Origin of the sequence: Massilia agrisoli (assembly GCF_020831365.1) — a bacterium.
Taxonomy (GTDB): domain Bacteria; phylum Pseudomonadota; class Gammaproteobacteria; order Burkholderiales; family Burkholderiaceae_D; genus Telluria_A; species Telluria_A agrisoli.
The window spans coordinates 300,446-318,142 of record NZ_JAJHPV010000021.1 but is presented as its reverse complement, the minus strand read 5'-3'; the positions used below and the strand labels follow the sequence as shown (position 1 = coordinate 318,142).

The 17,697-nt window shown below is 64.8% G+C and carries 15 protein-coding genes; 5 read left to right on the top strand and 10 right to left on the bottom strand.

The window, feature by feature from the left end:
• Positions 1-42: 42 nt before the first annotated feature.
• Positions 43-603 carry a hypothetical protein gene (locus LMJ30_RS20340; protein WP_229434389.1) on the bottom strand — a complete coding sequence of 187 codons (561 nt, stop codon included), beginning with the start codon at positions 601-603 and terminating at the stop codon, positions 43-45.
• A 141-nt stretch (positions 604-744) separates the two neighbouring features.
• On the opposite strand from LMJ30_RS20340, the gene argH reads away from it, so the two are divergent.
• The 5 genes from argH to LMJ30_RS20315 all read left to right on the top strand — a co-directional run bounded on the left by argH (position 745) and on the right by LMJ30_RS20315 (position 8,158).
• Complete coding sequence (gene argH / locus LMJ30_RS20335) at positions 745-2,142, top strand: argininosuccinate lyase (protein ID WP_229434388.1); 1,398 nt, start codon at positions 745-747, stop codon at positions 2,140-2,142.
• Positions 2,143-2,195: 53 nt separating this feature from the next.
• On the top strand, positions 2,196-2,768 hold the full coding sequence (locus LMJ30_RS20330; protein ID WP_229434517.1) for a TRAP transporter small permease subunit: 573 nt from the start codon (positions 2,196-2,198) through the stop codon (positions 2,766-2,768).
• Positions 2,769-2,800: 32 nt separating this feature from the next.
• On the top strand, positions 2,801-4,474 hold the full coding sequence (locus LMJ30_RS20325) for a TRAP transporter large permease (RefSeq protein ID WP_229434387.1): 1,674 nt from the start codon (positions 2,801-2,803) through the stop codon (positions 4,472-4,474).
• Positions 4,475-4,560: 86 nt separating this feature from the next.
• Positions 4,561-5,775, top strand: coding sequence for a M24 family metallopeptidase (locus LMJ30_RS20320; protein WP_229434386.1), 1,215 nt, complete (start codon positions 4,561-4,563; stop codon positions 5,773-5,775).
• A 166-nt stretch (positions 5,776-5,941) separates the two neighbouring features.
• Positions 5,942-8,158 carry a sensor domain-containing protein gene (locus LMJ30_RS20315; RefSeq protein ID WP_229434385.1) on the top strand — a complete coding sequence of 739 codons (2,217 nt, stop codon included), beginning with the start codon at positions 5,942-5,944 and terminating at the stop codon, positions 8,156-8,158.
• Between the two features lie 6 nt (positions 8,159-8,164).
• Here the strand turns inward: LMJ30_RS20315 and LMJ30_RS20310 are convergent, their stop codons facing one another.
• The 9 genes from LMJ30_RS20310 to pcaF form a co-directional block, all read right to left on the bottom strand.
• The gene (locus LMJ30_RS20310) at positions 8,165-8,959 is read right to left on the bottom strand and encodes an EAL domain-containing protein (RefSeq protein WP_267869750.1); all 795 of its coding nucleotides are present in this window, start codon (positions 8,957-8,959) and stop codon (positions 8,165-8,167) included.
• Between the two features lie 109 nt (positions 8,960-9,068).
• A complete protein-coding gene (paaZ, locus tag LMJ30_RS20305) occupies positions 9,069-11,120 on the bottom strand; it encodes a phenylacetic acid degradation bifunctional protein PaaZ (protein WP_229434383.1) in 2,052 nt (683 codons plus the stop codon).
• A 136-nt stretch (positions 11,121-11,256) separates the two neighbouring features.
• Positions 11,257-11,859, bottom strand: coding sequence for a phenylacetic acid degradation protein PaaY (locus LMJ30_RS20300; protein WP_229434382.1), 603 nt, complete (start codon positions 11,857-11,859; stop codon positions 11,257-11,259).
• A gap of 12 nt (positions 11,860-11,871) precedes the next feature.
• Positions 11,872-12,600, bottom strand: a complete 729-nt coding sequence (locus tag LMJ30_RS20295; protein WP_229434381.1) for an ABC transporter ATP-binding protein — start codon at positions 12,598-12,600, stop codon at positions 11,872-11,874.
• A 9-nt stretch (positions 12,601-12,609) separates the two neighbouring features.
• Entirely contained in the window at positions 12,610-13,365 is a 756-nt protein-coding gene (locus LMJ30_RS20290) for an ABC transporter ATP-binding protein (RefSeq protein WP_229434380.1), read from the bottom strand.
• Position 13,366: 1 nt separating this feature from the next.
• Positions 13,367-14,317 carry a branched-chain amino acid ABC transporter permease gene (locus LMJ30_RS20285; RefSeq protein WP_229434379.1) on the bottom strand — a complete coding sequence of 317 codons (951 nt, stop codon included), beginning with the start codon at positions 14,315-14,317 and terminating at the stop codon, positions 13,367-13,369.
• A complete protein-coding gene (locus tag LMJ30_RS20280; RefSeq protein ID WP_229434378.1) occupies positions 14,314-15,189 on the bottom strand; it encodes a branched-chain amino acid ABC transporter permease in 876 nt (291 codons plus the stop codon). Before LMJ30_RS20280 ends, LMJ30_RS20285 begins: the two co-directional genes overlap by 4 nt.
• Positions 15,190-15,196: 7 nt before the next feature.
• The gene (locus LMJ30_RS20275; protein WP_229434377.1) at positions 15,197-16,336 is read right to left on the bottom strand and encodes an ABC transporter substrate-binding protein; all 1,140 of its coding nucleotides are present in this window, start codon (positions 16,334-16,336) and stop codon (positions 15,197-15,199) included.
• Between the two features lie 139 nt (positions 16,337-16,475).
• Positions 16,476-17,690, bottom strand: coding sequence for a 3-oxoadipyl-CoA thiolase (pcaF, locus tag LMJ30_RS20270; protein ID WP_229434376.1), 1,215 nt, complete (start codon positions 17,688-17,690; stop codon positions 16,476-16,478).
• Between the last annotated feature and the right edge of the window lie 7 nt (positions 17,691-17,697).

Sequence of the window (17,697 nt, the reverse complement as noted above, 5' to 3'; positions counted from 1 at the left end):
ACGTTCGCGTACGACAGTCACCCGGCCGGCAATCGATCTGGCTCAGTGACTCTTGAGATAGCGCTCGGGCAAGGCCAGCCTGGCGTCCTCTGCGCGCCACAGGACGCTGACGATCCACCAGCGTGCGCCGTCGTTGTAGAGCTGGATGCTGTTAATGCCGCGCATGAACGGCGCGGCGCCCGGCGCCTTGCGCGCTTCGTAGGTGGAGAACACGTGCACGATCTGGCCGAAGGCCTCGCTGGTGCGGGCCAGCTCGGTTTCAAAGAAGCCGTCGGTGGCGAAATGCTTTGCGTTGCGGGCGATGTAGTCTTCCACGCTCATGCTGCGCAAGCCGAAGCTGCCGTCCGGCCGGGCGCCCACGGCGGCCATCTTGCCGTCCGGCGCGAACAGTGCGCGCATGCGGTCCCAGTCGCGCGGCGCGCCGGCCGGCCCGGAAATGACGTCGTACAACGCAGCCACGATGGCCTCGCTCGAGGCCACGTCGGCGGCGCGCGTGCTGGCGGCGCTGGCAACGGCGGTGGCCGGGGCCGCTTGTTCCGCAAGCGCAGCAACCGGCGCGCCGGTGGCAACTGCCGCAAGCGCGGCCAGGATGATCTTCTTCATGTTTGTTCCAACGTAATCAGAGGTAAGGCACTATCCTTGAATTTCGCCGAAAAGTCATCTATACGAGCTGGCTGCAATGCGGCATAAATCCACAGGGCCCCGCCAACCTGTTTATAATCAGGTAATCACCAGGATCAATACATGACTTCACAACTGTCCCAAAAAGGCGAGGCCTGGTCGGCCCGCTTCTCCGAACCGGTCTCCGACCTCGTCAAGCGCTACACCGCCTCTGTCTTCTTCGATAACCGCCTGGCACTGTTCGACATCCAGGGCTCGCTGGCGCACGCCGAGATGCTGCAGGCGCAGGGCATCATCAGCGCCGCCGACCACGCTGAAATCCAGCGCGGCATGGCGCAGATCAAGGGCGAGATCGAAGCAGGCAGCTTCGAATGGCTGCTCGACCTCGAAGACGTCCACCTGAATATCGAAAAACGCCTGACCGAGCTGGTTGGCGACGCCGGCAAGCGCCTGCATACGGGACGCTCGCGCAACGACCAGGTGGCCACCGACATCCGCCTGTACGTGCGCGCCGCCATCGACGACATCACCGGCCTGCTGAACGCACTGCGCAGCGCGCTGGTCGACCTGGCCGAGCGCCATGCCGACACCATCATGCCGGGCTTTACCCACATGCAGGTGGCGCAGCCGATCACCTTCGGCCACCACATGCTGGCCTATGTCGAGATGTTCGGCCGCGACTGCGAGCGCATGCAGGATGCGCGCCGCCGCGTCAACCGCCTGCCGCTGGGCGCCGCCGCGCTGGCTGGCACCACCTTCCCGATCGACCGCGAACGCGTGGCGCGCACCCTGGGCTTCGACGAGGTTTGTTATAACTCGCTCGACGCCGTGTCCGACCGCGACTTCGCGATCGAATTCTGCGCCGCCAGTGCGCTGGTGATGACCCATATCTCGCGCATGTCGGAAGAACTGATCATCTGGATGAGCCCGCGGGTGGGCTTCATCGACATCGCCGACCGCTTCTGCACCGGCTCGTCGATCATGCCGCAAAAGAAAAACCCGGACGTGCCGGAACTCGCGCGCGGCAAGACCGGCCGCGTGTACGGCCACCTGACCGCCCTGCTGACCCTGATGAAGGGCCAGCCGCTGGCCTACAACAAGGACAACCAGGAAGACAAGGAACCGCTGTTCGACACCGTCGACACCGTGGTCGACACCTTGCGCATCTTCGCCGACATGGCCGGCGGGATCACCGTCAAGCCGGACGCGATGCGCTCGGCCGCGCTGCAGGGCTACGCCACCGCCACCGACCTGGCCGACTACCTGGTCAAGAAGGGCCTGCCGTTCCGCGATGCGCATGAGGCAGTCGCGCGCGCGGTACGCGCCTGCGACGACGCGAAATGCGACCTGTCCGAGATGTCGCTGGACCAGCTGCGGGCGTTTTCGCCGCTGATCGGCGACGACGTCTTTGCCGTGCTGACGCTGGAGGGATCGGTGGCAGCCCGCGACCATGTGGGCGGCACCGCGCCGAACCAGGTGCGGGCCGCGATAGCGCGGGTACGGGCACAGCTGGCAAAATGATCAGCGCCCGGTGAGGCGCGATAAATACAATAACGGAGATAGGCATCATGTTCATGTCACTTTCGCGCCTCATTGACAGCCTCAATGAGAAAATCGCCAACACGGTCAGCTGGGCGCTGCTGGCCGCGGTCATCATCTGCGCCGGCAACGCGCTGGTTCGCTATACCTTCAACGTCAGCTCGAACGCCTGGCTGGAAATCCAGTGGTACCTGTACGGCGCCATGTTCCTGCTGGCGGCTTCCTACACCCTCAAGCGCGACGAACACGTGCGCATCGACGTCATCGTCGGGCGCTTCTCGAAGCGCACCCAGGTCTGGATCGACCTGTTCGGCTTTTTGCTGTTCCTGCTGCCGGTCTGCCTGCTGATCCTGTACGACGCGATCCCGTTTGCGCTGGTGTCGATCCAGAGCCAGGAAATGTCGAGCAACGCGGGCGGCCTGATCGTCTGGCCGGCCAAGCTGCTGGTGCCGATCGGCTTCTTCCTCCTGATCCTGCAGGGCATCTCCGAGATCATCAAGCGCATCGCCTTCCTGGCGGGCAAGAGCGACGGCCGCGAGTTCGCCAAGCATGTCACCACGCCGGAAGAAGAAATCGAGGCCATCAAGGCCGCGAACAAGCTGAACTGATTTCACTACAATAATAAATAACTAAGAGACACATGGAACAATTCCTCATCGCGAACATGGCACCGATCATGTTCGGCGCCCTCGTCGTCTTCCTGCTGTCGGGCTTCCCGGTGGCGTTTTCGCTGGCAGCCAACGGCCTGTTCTTCGGCCTGGTCGGCATCGAGCTGGGCCTGCTGCGCCCCGAACTGCTGCAGGCGCTGCCTAACCGGATCTTCGGCATCATGGCCAGCGACACGCTGCTGGCGATCCCCTTCTTCACCTTCATGGGCCTGATCCTGGAAAGGTCGGGGATGGCGGAGGACTTGCTCGACACCATAGGCCAGCTGTTCGGGCCGATCCGCGGCGGCGTGGCGTATGCGGTGATTTTCGTCGGCGCCCTGCTGGCCGCGACCACCGGCGTGGTGGCCGCGTCGGTCATTTCGATGGGCCTGATTTCCCTGCCCGTGATGCTGCGCTACGGCTATAACAAGCGCATCGCCACCGGCGTGATCGCCGCTTCCGGCACGCTGGCGCAGATCATCCCGCCATCGCTGGTGCTGATCGTGATGGCCGACCAGCTCGGACGTTCGGTCGGCGACATGTACAAGGCAGCCTTCGTGCCTGGCCTGCTGCTGACCGCGATGTACGCCGGCTACGTGCTGGCGGTGTCGATCTTCAAGCCGCACCATGTGCCGGCGCTGCCGCTCGAAGCGCGCAACCTGCGCGAGCCAAACGGCGACAGCGGCGTGCGTTCGCTGATGGTGCTGTTGGCAGCGGCGATTGGCGTGGCATTCGCCTTCTCGGCCGCCTGGGGCGCAAGCCACCCGGACCTGGCGCCCGATGAACTGGGCATCTATTCGGCGGCGGCCGGCATCGGCGCCGCCTTCGTGCTGGCGCTGGCCAACCGCTACCTCAAGCTCGGCCTGTTGTCGCGCATGGCTGAAAAGGTCGTGTTCGTGCTGGTGCCGCCGCTGGCGCTGATCTTCCTGGTACTCGGCACCATTTTTGTCGGTATCGCGACGCCGACCGAAGGCGGCGGCATGGGCGCCATGGGCGCGCTGCTGCTGGCAATGATGAACGGCCGCCTGTCGTGGAGCCTGCTCAAGCAGGCGATGAATTCGACCACGCGCCTGGCCTGCTTCGTCATGTTCATCCTGGTCGGCTCGACCGTGTTCGCGCTGGTGTTCCGCGCGGTGAACGGCGACCTGTGGGTCGAGCACTTGCTGACCGGCCTGCCGGGCGGCGTGCTGGGCTTCCTGATCGTCGTGAACATCATGTTCTTCCTGCTGGCCTTCTTCCTCGACTTCTTCGAGCTGGCCTTCATCCTGGTGCCGCTGGTCGGGCCGGTGGCGGAAAAGCTGGGTATCGACCTGATCTGGTTCGGCGTGCTGCTGGGCGTGAACATGCAGACCTCCTTCATGCACCCCCCGTTCGGCTTCGCGCTGTTCTATTTGCGGTCGGTGGCGCCCAAAGAAGTCAAGACCTCCGACATCTACTGGGGCGCAATTCCGTTCGTGGTCATCCAGGTGATCATGGTCACGCTGATCATCGCTTTCCCGCAGCTGGTGTCGGTCGAACAGAAGATCGACATGACGGAAGAGCTGGAACTGCGCATCGACGCGCCTGCCCCGGAACAGGAACTGAGCTTGCCGGACACCCCGGCCCAGGAAGAAGACCAGACCCCGCAGCTGGACTTCTCGACCGACAGCGAAGCCGAGAAAAAATAAGCGGCGCCTGCCGGACGGCGCGCCTCACCGAAAGCCACCCCCACCCCTGGTGCGGGTGGCTTTTTAACCAACTGGGATGACACGTAATGAGCATAGGCGGCAAAACTTTCGACGAGGCGATCAACGCCCTGCATGATATGACCGGCGGCATGGTCGCTATCGGCCGCGACGAACACCTGCAGCGCATCGCCACCGCCCAGGCGCGCATGCGCGAGCTGGGCATGGCGGCGATCTACCTCAACGCCGGCACCAACCTGACCTACTTCACGGGCACGAAGTGGCATCCGAGCGAGCGCATGGTGGGCGCCATCCTGCCCGCCAACGGCGCGCTCGAATACATCGCGCCGGCTTTCGAGGAATGCACGCTGCTGGGCTTCATGCAGGTCGAAGGGCCGGTCAACTGCTGGGAAGAGCATGAGAGCCCCTACCAGCTGTTCATCGACGTGCTGGCGCGCACCGGCATCGCCGCCAGCGACGCGGCGCCGCCGCGCATCGGCATGTGCGAAAGCGCGCCGTGGTTCATCGCCGACGGCGTGCGCAAGCTGGCCGCCGGCTACGTGCTCGATAACGCCAGCGCAGTGACGGCATTCTGCCGTTCGCGCAAGTCAAACGCGGAGATCGCGCTGATGCAGCGGGTGAAGGACATGACCCTGGAAGTGCACAAGGCCGCCGCCAGCATCCTGTACGAAGGGATTACCACCGTCGAGGTAGCCGACTTCATCGCGCGCGCCCACCGCAAGGTCGGCGCCCCCGGCTCGTACTTCTGCATCGTGCTGTTCGGCGAAGCCACCGCCTATCCGCACGGCGTCAACTACGTGCAGGCGCTGCGCGCAGGCGACATGGTGCTGATCGATACGGGCTGCAAGGTGATGGACTATATTTCGGACATCACGCGCAGCTATGTGTTCGGCCAGGCCAGCGAGCGCCAGCGCGCTGTGTGGCAGGCCGAGAAGGCCGCGCAGCTGGCAGCCTTCGAGGCGGCCCAGCTGGGGGTGCCCTGCCGCCGCGTCGACGAAGCGGCGCGCGCATCGCTCGAAGCGCACGGCTTCGGTCCGGGCTACAAGCTGCCAGGCCTGCCGCACCGCACCGGCCATGGCATCGGCATGGACATCCACGAATGGCCCTACCTGGTCGGCAGCGACGATACGCCGCTCGACGTCGGCATGTGCTTTTCGAACGAACCGATGATCTGCATCCCGGGCGAATTCGGCATCCGCCATGAAGACCACTTCTACATGACCGGGCAGGGGCCGCGCTGGTTTACCCAGCCGGCCCACTCGATCGACCGCCCGTTCGGCTGACCCGGCGCACGCGCTTGTTGAACGCGACGCGTGTTTCCACCGAAGGTTTATAATCAAATCATAAGCCGGATCAGCCTGCTTTTCCGGGTGACCGGCGGGTCTTCGGCAGCTACCAGTAGTCGATATTTTGACACGCGATGGACAGGCGCCGTGCGGCGAATTCCACATGACCGAAGAGAACGACAGGTCGTTTAACCAGCTGTTCCGGGCCCATCCCATACCCATGTGGATCTACGACCTGGAGACGCTGGCATTCCAGGCGGTGAACAACGCCGCCATCATGCATTATGGGTACAGCGAAGCGGAATTCCTTGCGCTGACCATCGTGCACCTGCGCCCGCCGGACGAGGCGATGCGGCTGCTCCAGAACCTGAAAAGCACTTATAGCACCGGCCCATCCTTCCAGAAGTCTGGGCTGTGGATTCACCGCAAAAAAGATGGCGCCCTGATCGACGTCGAGATCACCTCGCACGCAATCGAGTTCAATGGGCGCGCATGCCGCTTCGTGCTGGCCCACGACGTCACCGAGCGTGTGCAGGCGGACGCCAGGATCGCACGCCTGAACCGGGTCTATGCGGTCCTCAGCGGAATCAACTCCGCCATCGTGCGCATCCGCGACCGCGACGCGCTGTTCAAGGAAGCCTGCCGCCTGGCCACCGTCGAAGGCGGCTTCCTCAGCGCGGCGATCGCCGTCCCGCAGGCGGGCAGCGATGAACTGCTGGTGGTCGCGGACAGCGGGCGCCCCTTGCCGCCGGTGCCGCCCGACCTGGTCGAACTGTGCCCGGCGGAGCGGGTGATGCGCGAGCATCGCCAGGTCATCTGCAACAACGTCGCGTCAGACCCTGCCTTTGCCCTGCTGGCCGAGCGCATGCATGCGCGCGACGTCCGCTCGCTGGCAGCCTTCCCGCTTGCCGTGGGCGAGCGCATCGAAGCAGTGCTAACCCTGTACGCGAACGTTGAAGACGTGTTCGACCCGGACGAGATGAAAGTGCTCAACGAGCTGGCCGGCGACCTGGCGTTTGCGCTGCTGTTCTTCGAACGCGAGGAACGCATCAGCTACCTGGCCTACCATGACGTGATGACGGGGCTGCCGAACCGGCGCCTGTTCCTCGACCGGCTGGCCCAGCTGGTGCACCTGGACGGCGCCCACCACCCGCTGGTGGTGGCGCTGATTAACCTCGACCGCTTCGCGCAGCTCAACGACGCGCTGGGACGCCACGCCGGCGACGCCCTGCTGGTGCAGATTGCGGCGCGGCTCGGCGAGCGCCTGCCGGAAGCGTTCAACCTGTCGCGCATCGGCGGCGACACCTTCGGCCTCACCTTCGTCGAGCTGGAACGCGCAGAGGAAGCAGCCGAGCTGTTGCGCGACAAGGTGTTCCGCGCGCTCGACGAGCCGTTCCGCCTTGACGGCCAGACCGTGCGTATCTCGTCGCGCGCCGGGCTCGCACTGTGGCCGGCCGATGGCGCCGATGCCGATACCTTGTTCAAGCACGCCGAAGCGGCGCTCAAGAATGCGCGATCGTCCGGCGAACGCTACCTCTTCTACGCGCCGCGCATGAACGCCGCGCTGGCCGCGCGCCTGGCGCTCGAAAACGAATTGCAGGCGGCGCTGGAGCTGGAACAGTTCGAACTCCATTACCAGCCGCGCGTGAACCTGCAGAGCGGCGCCATCGTCAGCGCCGAGGCCCTGATCCGCTGGAACCATCCCGCGCAAGGACTGGTCGGGCCGGTGTCGTTCATTCCACTGGCCGAAGAGACAGGCCTGATCCGGCAGATCGGCGCCTGGGTCATTGACGCGGTGTGCGCGCAGCAGGCACGCTGGCGCGCCAACGGCGGCCAGATCATACCGGTGGCGATCAACCTGTCGGCCGTACAAAGTGCGCAGCCCGACCTGCTGTCCACCATCCGCGGCGCGATCGCAAAGCATGGGGTCGAAGAGAAGTACCTCGAGTTCGAACTGACGGAAACGGCGGTGATGAATAATCCCGACGAGGCGGCGCATAACCTGGCCGCGATGAAAAAGCTCGGCGTGCACTTGTCGCTCGACGACTTCGGCACCGGCTATTCGTCGCTGGCGCAGCTCAAACGCTTCCCGTTCGACTTTGTGAAGATCGACCGCTCGTTTATCGCAGGAGTCGACACCAATCCCGAAGACGCGGCGATTGCCGCCGCCATCGTGGCGATGGCGCACAGCCTGCACCTGCGCGTGGTCGCCGAAGGCGTGGAGACACGCGGGCAGCTCGACGTCATGCGTTCGCTGCGCTGCGACGAAATCCAGGGATATTATTTCAGCCGCCCGGTCGCGGCCGATAAATTCGAAGAAATGCTAAGGAGCGGAATGCTGCTGCCGCCGTCGGAGCCGGGCCTCCACTACCACATCTGAGCCGGGCTATTCCCAGGCCGAATCCGGGATCGTCCCAAGGCCGCGGAACACCGGCTTGCTGAACCAGTACCCCTGCATCAGCTCAATGCCCAGTCCTGCCAGGAAATCGCGCTCGGCGCGCGTTTCGATCCCCTCGGCCAGCACCGTAATCGACAGCTCCTGGCACATGCCGACGATGGCGCGCACGATCGCCTGGCGCGCCGCGCTGGCGTCGATGTCGCGCACCAGGTCCATGTCGATCTTGACGATATGCGGCTGGTATTCGGCCAGCAGGTTCAGGCCCGCGTAGCCGGCGCCAAAATCGTCGATCGCCGTGCGGAAGCCAAAGCGCTGGTACTCGCGGAAGATGTTGACCAGGTGGGCGCGGTCCTGCACCTCTTCGCCTTCCGTCACTTCAAAGATGATCTGGTCGATCGGGAAGCCGTATTCGCGCGCGGCCTGGAAGGTGCTGCGGATGCAGATTTCGGGCCGGTACACTGCGTTGGGAAGGAAGTTAATCGACAAATACTCGCGCATGCCAAGACGGCTGGCCCCGGCCACCGCGCGGACCCGGCAAGCCTGGTCGAAGCGGTAGCGGTTGCTGTCGTTGACCTGTGCCAGCACGCTGGCCGCGGACTCTCCGTTAGGGCCGCGCACCAGCGCCTCATGCGCGTAGATGCTTCGCGTCTTTACATTGACGATGGGCTGGTAGGCGTAATCGAAGTCGAAGGTGAGATGGTCTTCGCCCCGGCATCCGGAGCAGGCAAGGCGTTCGGCGATCGCGAGCGCCTCGGTGGGTGGAGCGGGGAGAATCTCGATCATCGCGGCGTCTTTCAACATCAGGAAGTGAGCCGCGATTTTATCAGGCACGGCACGGGCTCGTGTCGCATTAACGACACGGCCGCATGCTCTTGCGAGGACGTTAATCTTGTCAGGAACGCTTCATCACGAGCGTCAGGATATCGTAGCTGGCCACCAGTTCTTCGTTCTGGTTGGTCACCTGGACGTCCCATGCCACCACCCCCTGGCCGACGCCGCGTTCATCGGTACGGTTGCGGTCGACCTTGCGCTTGCAGGTCAGTCGCGCGCGAATCGTGTCGCCGATTGCCACCGGCGTGATGAAGCGCAGGTTGTCCAGGCCATAGTTGGCCAGCACAGGCCCCGGCGCCGGCGACACGAACAGGCCGGCAGCCGCCGACAGCACAAAGTAGCCGTGCGCGATGCGCTTGCCGAACTGCGAATCCTTCGCCGCGATCTCGTCGAAGTGCATGTAGAAGAAGTCGCCCGAGATGCCGCCGAAGGCGACGATGTCGGCCTCGCTCACGGTGCGGCGGTGGGTCAGCAGCGAGTCGCCCATCTGCAGGTCTTCGAAGTACTTACGGAACGGGTGCAGTTCGCTCTCGCGCACGGCGGCGCCCCGCACGTATTCGCCGGTCACCGCAGCGAGCATCGTCGGCGAACCCTGTACCGCGGCGCGCTGCAGGAAGTGGCGCACCGCGCGGATGCCGCCCAGTTCCTCGCCGCCGCCGGCGCGGCCAGGGCCGCCGTGCTTGAGCTGCGGCAGCGGCGAGCCGTGGCCGGTCGAATCGACTGCTGCTTCGCGCTCCAGGATGTGGACGCGGCCGTGGGACGCGGCGGCGATCGGCACCGCATAGGCGGCGATGGCGGGTTCCTTCGTCACCAAAGTCGATACCAGGCTGCCCTTGCCGCGCGCTGCCAGCGCCAGCGCCTCGTCGATGCCTTCGTAGGTCATCATGGTGCTGACCGGGCCGAAGGCCTCGACGTCGTGCACCGCATCGTTGTTCATCGCATCGCGGCACAGCAGCAGGGTCGGCGAGAAGAACGCGCCGTTGGCGACGCCTTCGCCGACGGGCTTGAAGCCGTCGCGCGCGCCAAACACGATCTCGTTGCCGCGCGCGAGCATCTCGACACGCTCGCTGACGTCGCGGTGCTGGTCGAGCGAGGCCAGTGCGCCCATGCGCACGCCTTCCATCGACGGGTCGCCGACGACCACCTTGGCCAGGCGGTCGCGCAGGCGTTCGGCGACGGCGTCGACGTGCTGCTTCGGCACGATGATGCGGCGGATCGCGGTGCATTTCTGGCCTGCCTTGCCGGTCATCTCGCGCGCCACTTCCTTGACGAACAGGTCGAATTCAGGATCGTCCGGGGTGACGTCCGGGGCCAGGATGGCGCAGTTGAGCGAGTCGGCTTCGGCGGTGAACGGCACCGAATTGGCGATCAGGTTTTTATTCACGCGCAGCTTGGCGGCGGTATCGGCCGAACCGGTGAAGGTGACCGCATCGGCGCCGGTCAGGCGGTCGAGCAGGTCCCCGGTGCTGCCGATCACGAGCTGGAAACTACCTTCGGGCAGCAGGCCCGACTCGTGCATCATGCGCACGACGGCTTCCGTCAGGTAGCTGGTGGCGGTTGCCGGCTTGCCGATGCAAGGCATCGCGGCCAGGAAGCTCGGCGCGAATTTTTCGAGCATGCCCCAGATCGGGAAGTTGAACGCGTTGATGTGCACCGCCAGGCCGCCGCGCGGCACCAGGATGTGGGTGCCGGCGAAGCCGCCCCGCTTACCCAGCGCCATGGCCGGGCCTTCGTGCAGCACGTTCGACGACGGCAGCTCGCGGCTGCCCATGCTGGCGTAGGCGAACAGGGTGCCGATGCCGCCCTCGACGTCGACCCAGCTGTCAGGGCGGGTCGCGCCGGTCAGCTGCGAGATCTTGTACAGCTCTTCCTTGCGCTCCATCAGGTACAGCGCGAGTGCTTTCAGGACGCCGGCGCGCTTCTGGAAGTCGAGCTTCATCAGGGCCGGCACGCCGGTCTTGCGCGCATAGGTGACAGCTTCGTCGAAGTCGATCTTCTCGGCGTGGGTGTGATAGATCAGGTTGTTGTTGACGGCGCTGTGCAACGGGGTCGATGCTTCAGATCCGAGCCAGCGGCCAGCGATCAGGCTTTGAAGGGTTGATACGTTTGTCATTCTGAATTCTCCAGGGAGTGCCCGTCGTTCCCGCGGAGGCGGGAACCCATGCTGAGCCGACTACGGACAGTCAGATGGGTTCCCGTTTTCACGGGAAGTCATTTCCGGCAATGCCGGGAATGACGGGGGGGGTTGCTTATTTAGTGTCTTTTGGGGCGTGCATGTCGGGGCCAAGGTCGATCCGCGCGCGGTTCGGCTCGACTTCGGGCAGCGCGTCAACTACGCGCATCGTTTCCATCGAGCGAATCGCCAGGTCGTGGTACTGCTTCGTGCCAAAGCTCTTCCAGGCCACATCCTTGTCGGTCAGCTCGCGCATCACTTTCGCGGGCGCGCCCATGACCATGCTGCGCGGCGGGATGATCATGCCGGCCTTGACGAAACTCATCGCCGCGACGATTGACTCTTCGCCAACGATTGCCTTGTCCATCACTACCGCGTTCATGCCCACCATGGCATTGCGCTTGATGCGGCAGCCGTGCAGCACCGCGCCGTGGCCGATGTGGCCATCGACTTCGACTACCGTGTCATCTCCCGGGAAGCCGTGCATCACGCAGGTGTCCTGCAAGTTGGCGCCCTCCTCCAGGATCAGGCGGCCGAAGTCGCCGCGCATCGAGGCCAGCGGGCCGATGTAGCAGCGCGGACCGACAATGACATCGCCGATCAGCACAGCACTCGGATGAACGTAGGCGCTCGGGTGTACGACCGGACGCACGCCGTTGATTTCATAAACTTTCACCATGCTTCGTTTCCTTTACATGCCGAGATAGGCGCTTTGCACCTGTTCGTTGGCCAGCAGTTCCGGGCCGGGGCCCGTCAGGATGATCGAACCGGTTTCGATGACATAGCCGACGTCGGCAATCGCCAGAGCCGCGTGCGCGTTCTGCTCGACCAAAAAGATCGTGATGCCTTGCGAGCGCAGCTCCTCGACGATGCGGAAGATTTCGCGGATCAGCAGCGGCGCCAGGCCCATGCTCGGCTCGTCGAGCAGCAGCAGCTTCGGCCGCCCCATCAACGCGCGCGCCATCGCCAGCATCTGCTGCTGGCCGCCGGACAGCATGCCCGCCAGCAGGTGGCGCTTTTCCTTCAACACCGGGAACAGCGCATACATGCGTTCGAGGTCGCCCGCGAAATCGTGCTTCGGCCGCGTGTAGGCGCCCAGGCGCAGGTTGTCTTCGACCGACATCGGGCCGAACACCTGGCGGCCTTCGGGCACCTGGCAGATGCCGGCGCGCACGCGCTTGTCGGCGCTCATGCGGCTGATATCCTCGCCGCCAAAACGAATGGTGCCGGCGCTGGCCGGCTGAACGCCGGAGATCGCGCGCAGCAGCGTGGTCTTGCCGGCGCCATTGGCGCCAACCAGCGCGACCAGCTGGCCTTCGCCGATCTGGATGTCGATGCCGTGCAGCGCCTGGATCGGACCGTAATAGCTGTCCAGCCCCGATACCTGCAGGATTGGCTGTGTGGTAGTTGCGTCTTGCATCGTGATTCCTTAAGCGGCCGCGCCGAGATAAGCTGCGATGACGTCCGGGTTGGCGCGTACTTCGGCAGCAGTGCCCTCGGCCAGCTTCTTGCCGTAGTCGAGCACCAGGATATGGTCGGACAGGTTCATCACCAGTTTCATGTCGTGCTCGACCAGCACCACCGTCACGCCGGACTGCGCCACCTTGCGCACCAATTCCTCGATCTCGCCGGTTTCAGTGTGGTTCAGGCCCGCGGCCGGCTCGTCGAGCAGGATGATCTTCGGCTTGGCGGCCAGCGCGCGCGCAATCTCAAGGCGTTTGAGCGCGCCGTACGACATCTGGCCGGCGTCGGCGTAGACGTACTTGCCGACGCCGCAAAAGCGCATCAGCTCCGCCGCCTCGTGGCGGCAGGCCTCGTCGGCGCGGCGCACCGCGGGCAGGCGCAGCATCGATGCGAACAGGTTCTGGTTCAGGCGCAGGTGCGAGCCGACCATCACGTTGTCGAGCGCGCTCATGTTCATGCAGACCTGGAGGTTCTGGAAGGTGCGGCTCATGCCGCGCCGCGCCAGTGCGTCCGGGGACATGCCGGCGACGTTCTCGCCGTCGAACATGATCCGTCCCGAGGTCGGCGTATAGACCCCGGTGACGAGATTGAACAGCGTGGTTTTGCCGGCGCCGTTGGGCCCGATCACCGAGTGGATCGATCCCTGCCTGACCTTGAAGCTGACGTCCTGCACCGCGTGCACGCCGCCGAAGCTCTTGCTGAGGTTTTCAATCGACAGCATCTTATGCCTCCTTCGGTTTGCGCGAACGCAGGCGCTGGGCAATGCTCGGTACCAGGCCCTTCGGCAGGAAGATCATCGTGGCCATCAGGATCACGCCGAACACGACCACTTCCCAGCCTTCGAAAGTCTGCAGCAGCTGCGGCAAGATGGTCAGCAGCGCGGCGCCGATGATCGAGCCGAATACGGACGCCATGCCGCCTACCACCACCATCGTCACCAGTTCGATCGAATGGAAGAAGCCCGCCATGCCCGGCGTGATGAAGCCGATGTAGTGGGCGCTGATGCTGCCCGCGATACTCGCCACCACCGCCGACAGCACGAACACGCGCGCCTTGAATTTCGCGGTGTCGACGCCGGCGACGCGCGAGGCGACTTCGGAGCCGTGGATCGCCTGCAGCGCGCGGCCGACCGGCGAATCGATCAGGTTCAGCGCGAACCACGTCATCAGGAGCAGTAGCCCGGCGCTGACGGCGTACCAGGCTTTTTCGCCCTCGATCGTGAAATCGAACAGCGTGAATGCCGGGACGCCGATGCCATCCGGGCCGCCGGTCCATTGCGATTCATTGTTGATCGCGATCGAGATGATGATGCCAAGGCCCAGTGTCGCCATGGCCAGGGTGTGGCCCTTGAGCTTCAGGATCGGACGGGCGACGACGAAGGCCAGCACGCCGGTCGCAGCCGCGCCGACGACCAGCGCCAGGACCGGCGGCCAGTTCATGTGCGTGGTCAGCGCCGCCGAAGCGTACGCGCCCATGCCGTAGAAGCCGGCGTGCCCAAGGCTGATCTGGCCGGTATAGCCCATCAACAGGTTGAGCGCGATGACCACCACGGCGTTGAGCGCGATGCGGATCGCAACGTCGATGTAGAACGGATTGGTCAGGACGACCGGCAGCAGCACCAGGATCACGGCAAGCACCAGCAGCCCTGCGTAGCGTTGGTTCAGTGACTTCATACACGCTCCGAAATCTTGGCGCCGAACAGGCCGCGCGGCATGAAGAACAGGATCAGCAGGATCAGCACGAACGGCACCGCGTCCTTGTACGAGGACGAGATGTAACCGGCCGTCATCGACTCGGCAACGCCAAGGATCAATCCGCCCACCACCGCGCCGACGCCGCCCCCTAGCCCGCCCAGCACTGCTGCGACGAAGCCCTTCAGGCCCAGCATGATGCCAGCGTCATACGAGGTGTAGGTGATCGGCGCGACCAGGATGCCGCCAACTGCCCCCAGCAGGGCCGCCAGGCCGAACGACAGCAGCAGCACGCGGCGCGTGTCGATGCCGACCAGTTGCGCGGCCAGCCGGTTGTTCGACGTGGCCAGCATGGCCTTGCCGAGCATGGTGCGGCCGAAGAACCAGGCCAGCGCGCCGACCACCAGCAGTGTGACGCCGAGCACCCACAAGCTTTGCGGCAGCAGGCTGGCGCCGAGGAACTGGATCGGCGTATCGCCCGAAAAAGGCGCCAGCGCGTGCGTGCCTTTGCCGAGCCAGATCTGGACCAGGCCGCGGATGGTCAGCGACGCCCCGATGGTGATGATGATCAGGGTGACCACCTGCGCATCGCGCGCCGGCTCGATCACGACCTTTTCCATCACCACCCCGACCGCGCACGTGACCACAACCGCGATGATGATCGCAAGCGGCAGCGGAACGCCGCCGGCCGACAGCAGGGCTGCCAGCATCCCACCGAGCATGATGAACTCGCCCTGGGCAAAGTTAATCACGCCGCTGGTGTTGTAGATGATCGTAAAACCCAGCGCCGCAAGTGCGTACGCCGAGCCGACCGTCATTCCCGAATACAGGAACTGGAGAAATTGAGCGAGCATGCGAGCCTTACTTCAGCAACTGCCAGTCGCCGTTTTTGACTTCAACCATGCGGAACGCGGAAAGGTCCAGGCCCATATGGTCTTTCGGCGACATGTTGAATACGCCGGTGGTGCCGACGAAGCCCTTGGTGGATTCCAGCGCTGCGCGCACCTTCTCGCCATCGGTGGAGCCGGCGCGCTTGATCGCGTCGACCGACAGGTTCAGCGCGTCCAGCGCATAGCCGCCGAAGGTCGATGGCTCGGCCTTGTAACGGTCGCGGTAGTCCTTGTCGTAGCTGGTGACGATGGCCTTCTGCGGATCGTTCGCCGGCAGCGCCTTGGCGATCAGCAGCGCCGGCGTCGGCAGGCGCACGCCTTCCGCCACTTTGCCCGACAGCTTCAGGTATTCATCGGATGCGACGCCGTGCGACTGGTACATCGGCACCGACGACATGCCGAGCTGGCCGTAGTTCTTGGTGACGATGGCCGGGCCCTGGCCGAGGCCGAACACGAAGACAGCCTGCACGCCAGGGGCGTTCTTGATGCGGGTCAGCTGGGCGGTGGTGTCGGTATCTTTCGGGCCGTAGGTTTCATCGGCGACGAGGGTGATGCCGTATTTGGCGGCGACCGCCTGGGTCTCCTTGCGGCCGGATGCGCCGAAGCCGCTGGTTTCGGACAGCAGGCCGACCTTCGAGATGCCGCGCTTTTTCATGTCCTCGAATACCTTCTCGGCTGCCATGCGGTCGGTGTGTGGGGTTTTGAAGACCCACTTCTTGACCGGGTCGATGACGACCACCGCGCCTGCCAGCGAGATGAACGGCACCTTGGCGCGTTCGACCAGCGGGGCCATGGCCATCGTGGCGCCGGTAGTGGTGCCGCCGATCAGGAAGTTCACCTTGTCCGACTCGATCAGGCGCTTGGTGAAGCTGTTGGCCTTGGCCGCATCGCTGCCGTCGTCGTAGTGGACCAGTTCGAGCTTGCGGCCAAGGACGCCGCCGGCTGCGTTGATTTTTTCAACGTACAGCTGGAGGGTTTTCAGTTCCGGGTCGCCCAGGAAGGCGGCTGGGCCGGAGACCGACAGGACCGAGCCGATCTTGATGGTGTCGGCAGCGAAGGAGGTTGCTGCTGCCAGGGCGAGTGCTGCGAAAAGTGCGGTTTTCTTGAACATGGTTGTCTCCGATGTTGTTGTGATGACCTGCTGGTATTTGGCGGATGCGGCCTCGGCGGCAGCCCTGCTTATCCGCCCTACGGTGACATTTTCGCGTAGGGCGGATAAGCGAAGCGCATCCGCCGTTTTGAACTACGTTTTATACTCGTTCTACGATCAGTGCGATCCCCTGCCCTACGCCGATGCACATCGTGCACAGGGCATAACGGCCGCCGGTGCGGTGCAGCTGGTTCACCGCCGCCGTCACCAGGCGCGCGCCCGATGCGCCGAGCGGGTGGCCGATCGCAATCGCGCCGCCGTTCGGGTTGACGTGCTCGGCATCGTCCGGCAGCCCGAGGTCGCGCGTCACCGCCAGCCCTTGCGCGGCAAACGCTTCATTCAACTCGATGACGTCCATCTGGCCGATCGACAGGCCAGTCATCGCCAGCACCTTGCGCGTCGCCGGCGATGGACCGAAGCCCATGATACGCGGCTCAAGACCCGCCAGCGCCATGCCGACGATGCGCGCCCGCGGCTTCAGGCCAAAGCGCTCGGCGGCGCCGCCGGACGCGATCAGCAGCGCGCAGGCGCCGTCGTTGATGCCCGATGCATTACCGGCGGTGACCGTGCCATCCGGCGTGACCACGCCGCGCAGCTTGGCCAGCATCTCGATATTGGTGTCCGGGCGCGGATGCTCGTCGGTGTCGAAAACACGCGACTCGCCTTTTTTGAGGTGGATCGTTACCGGTACGATTTCGTCCTTGAACAAGCCGGCGGCGTGGGCCCTGGCCCAGCGCTGCTGGCTGCGCAGCGCAAACGCGTCCTGGTCGGCGCGGTTGACGCCAAATTCCCTGGCCACGTTCTCAGCCGTTTCGGGCATCGAGTCGATGCCGTACTTTGCCTTCATCAGCGGATTGACGAAGCGCCAGCCCATGGTGGTGTCTTCGATCCTGGCGGCGCGCGAGAACGCGCTGTCCGCCTTGCCCATCACGAAGGGCGCGCGCGTCATGTGCTCGACGCCGCCGGCGATGACCAGGCTCGCTTCGCCGGCCTTGATCGCGCGCGCGGCAGTGCCCACCGCGTCCAGGCTCGATCCGCACAGGCGGTTGATGGTGCTGCCAGGGACAGCCGGCGGCAGCCCTGCCAGCAGGCCGGCCATGCGCGCCACGTTGCGGTTGTCTTCGCCGGCCTGGTTGGCGCAGCCGTACAAGAGGTCGTCGACCATCGTCCAGTCCACGCCGGGATTGCGGGCGATCAGCGCGGCGATCGGCAGCGCTGCCAGGTCGTCGGCGCGCACGCTCGCCAGCGAACCGCCGAAACGGCCGAACGGGGTACGGATGGCGTCACAGATGAATGCGTCGTTTGCGGTGTTCAAGTCAGTG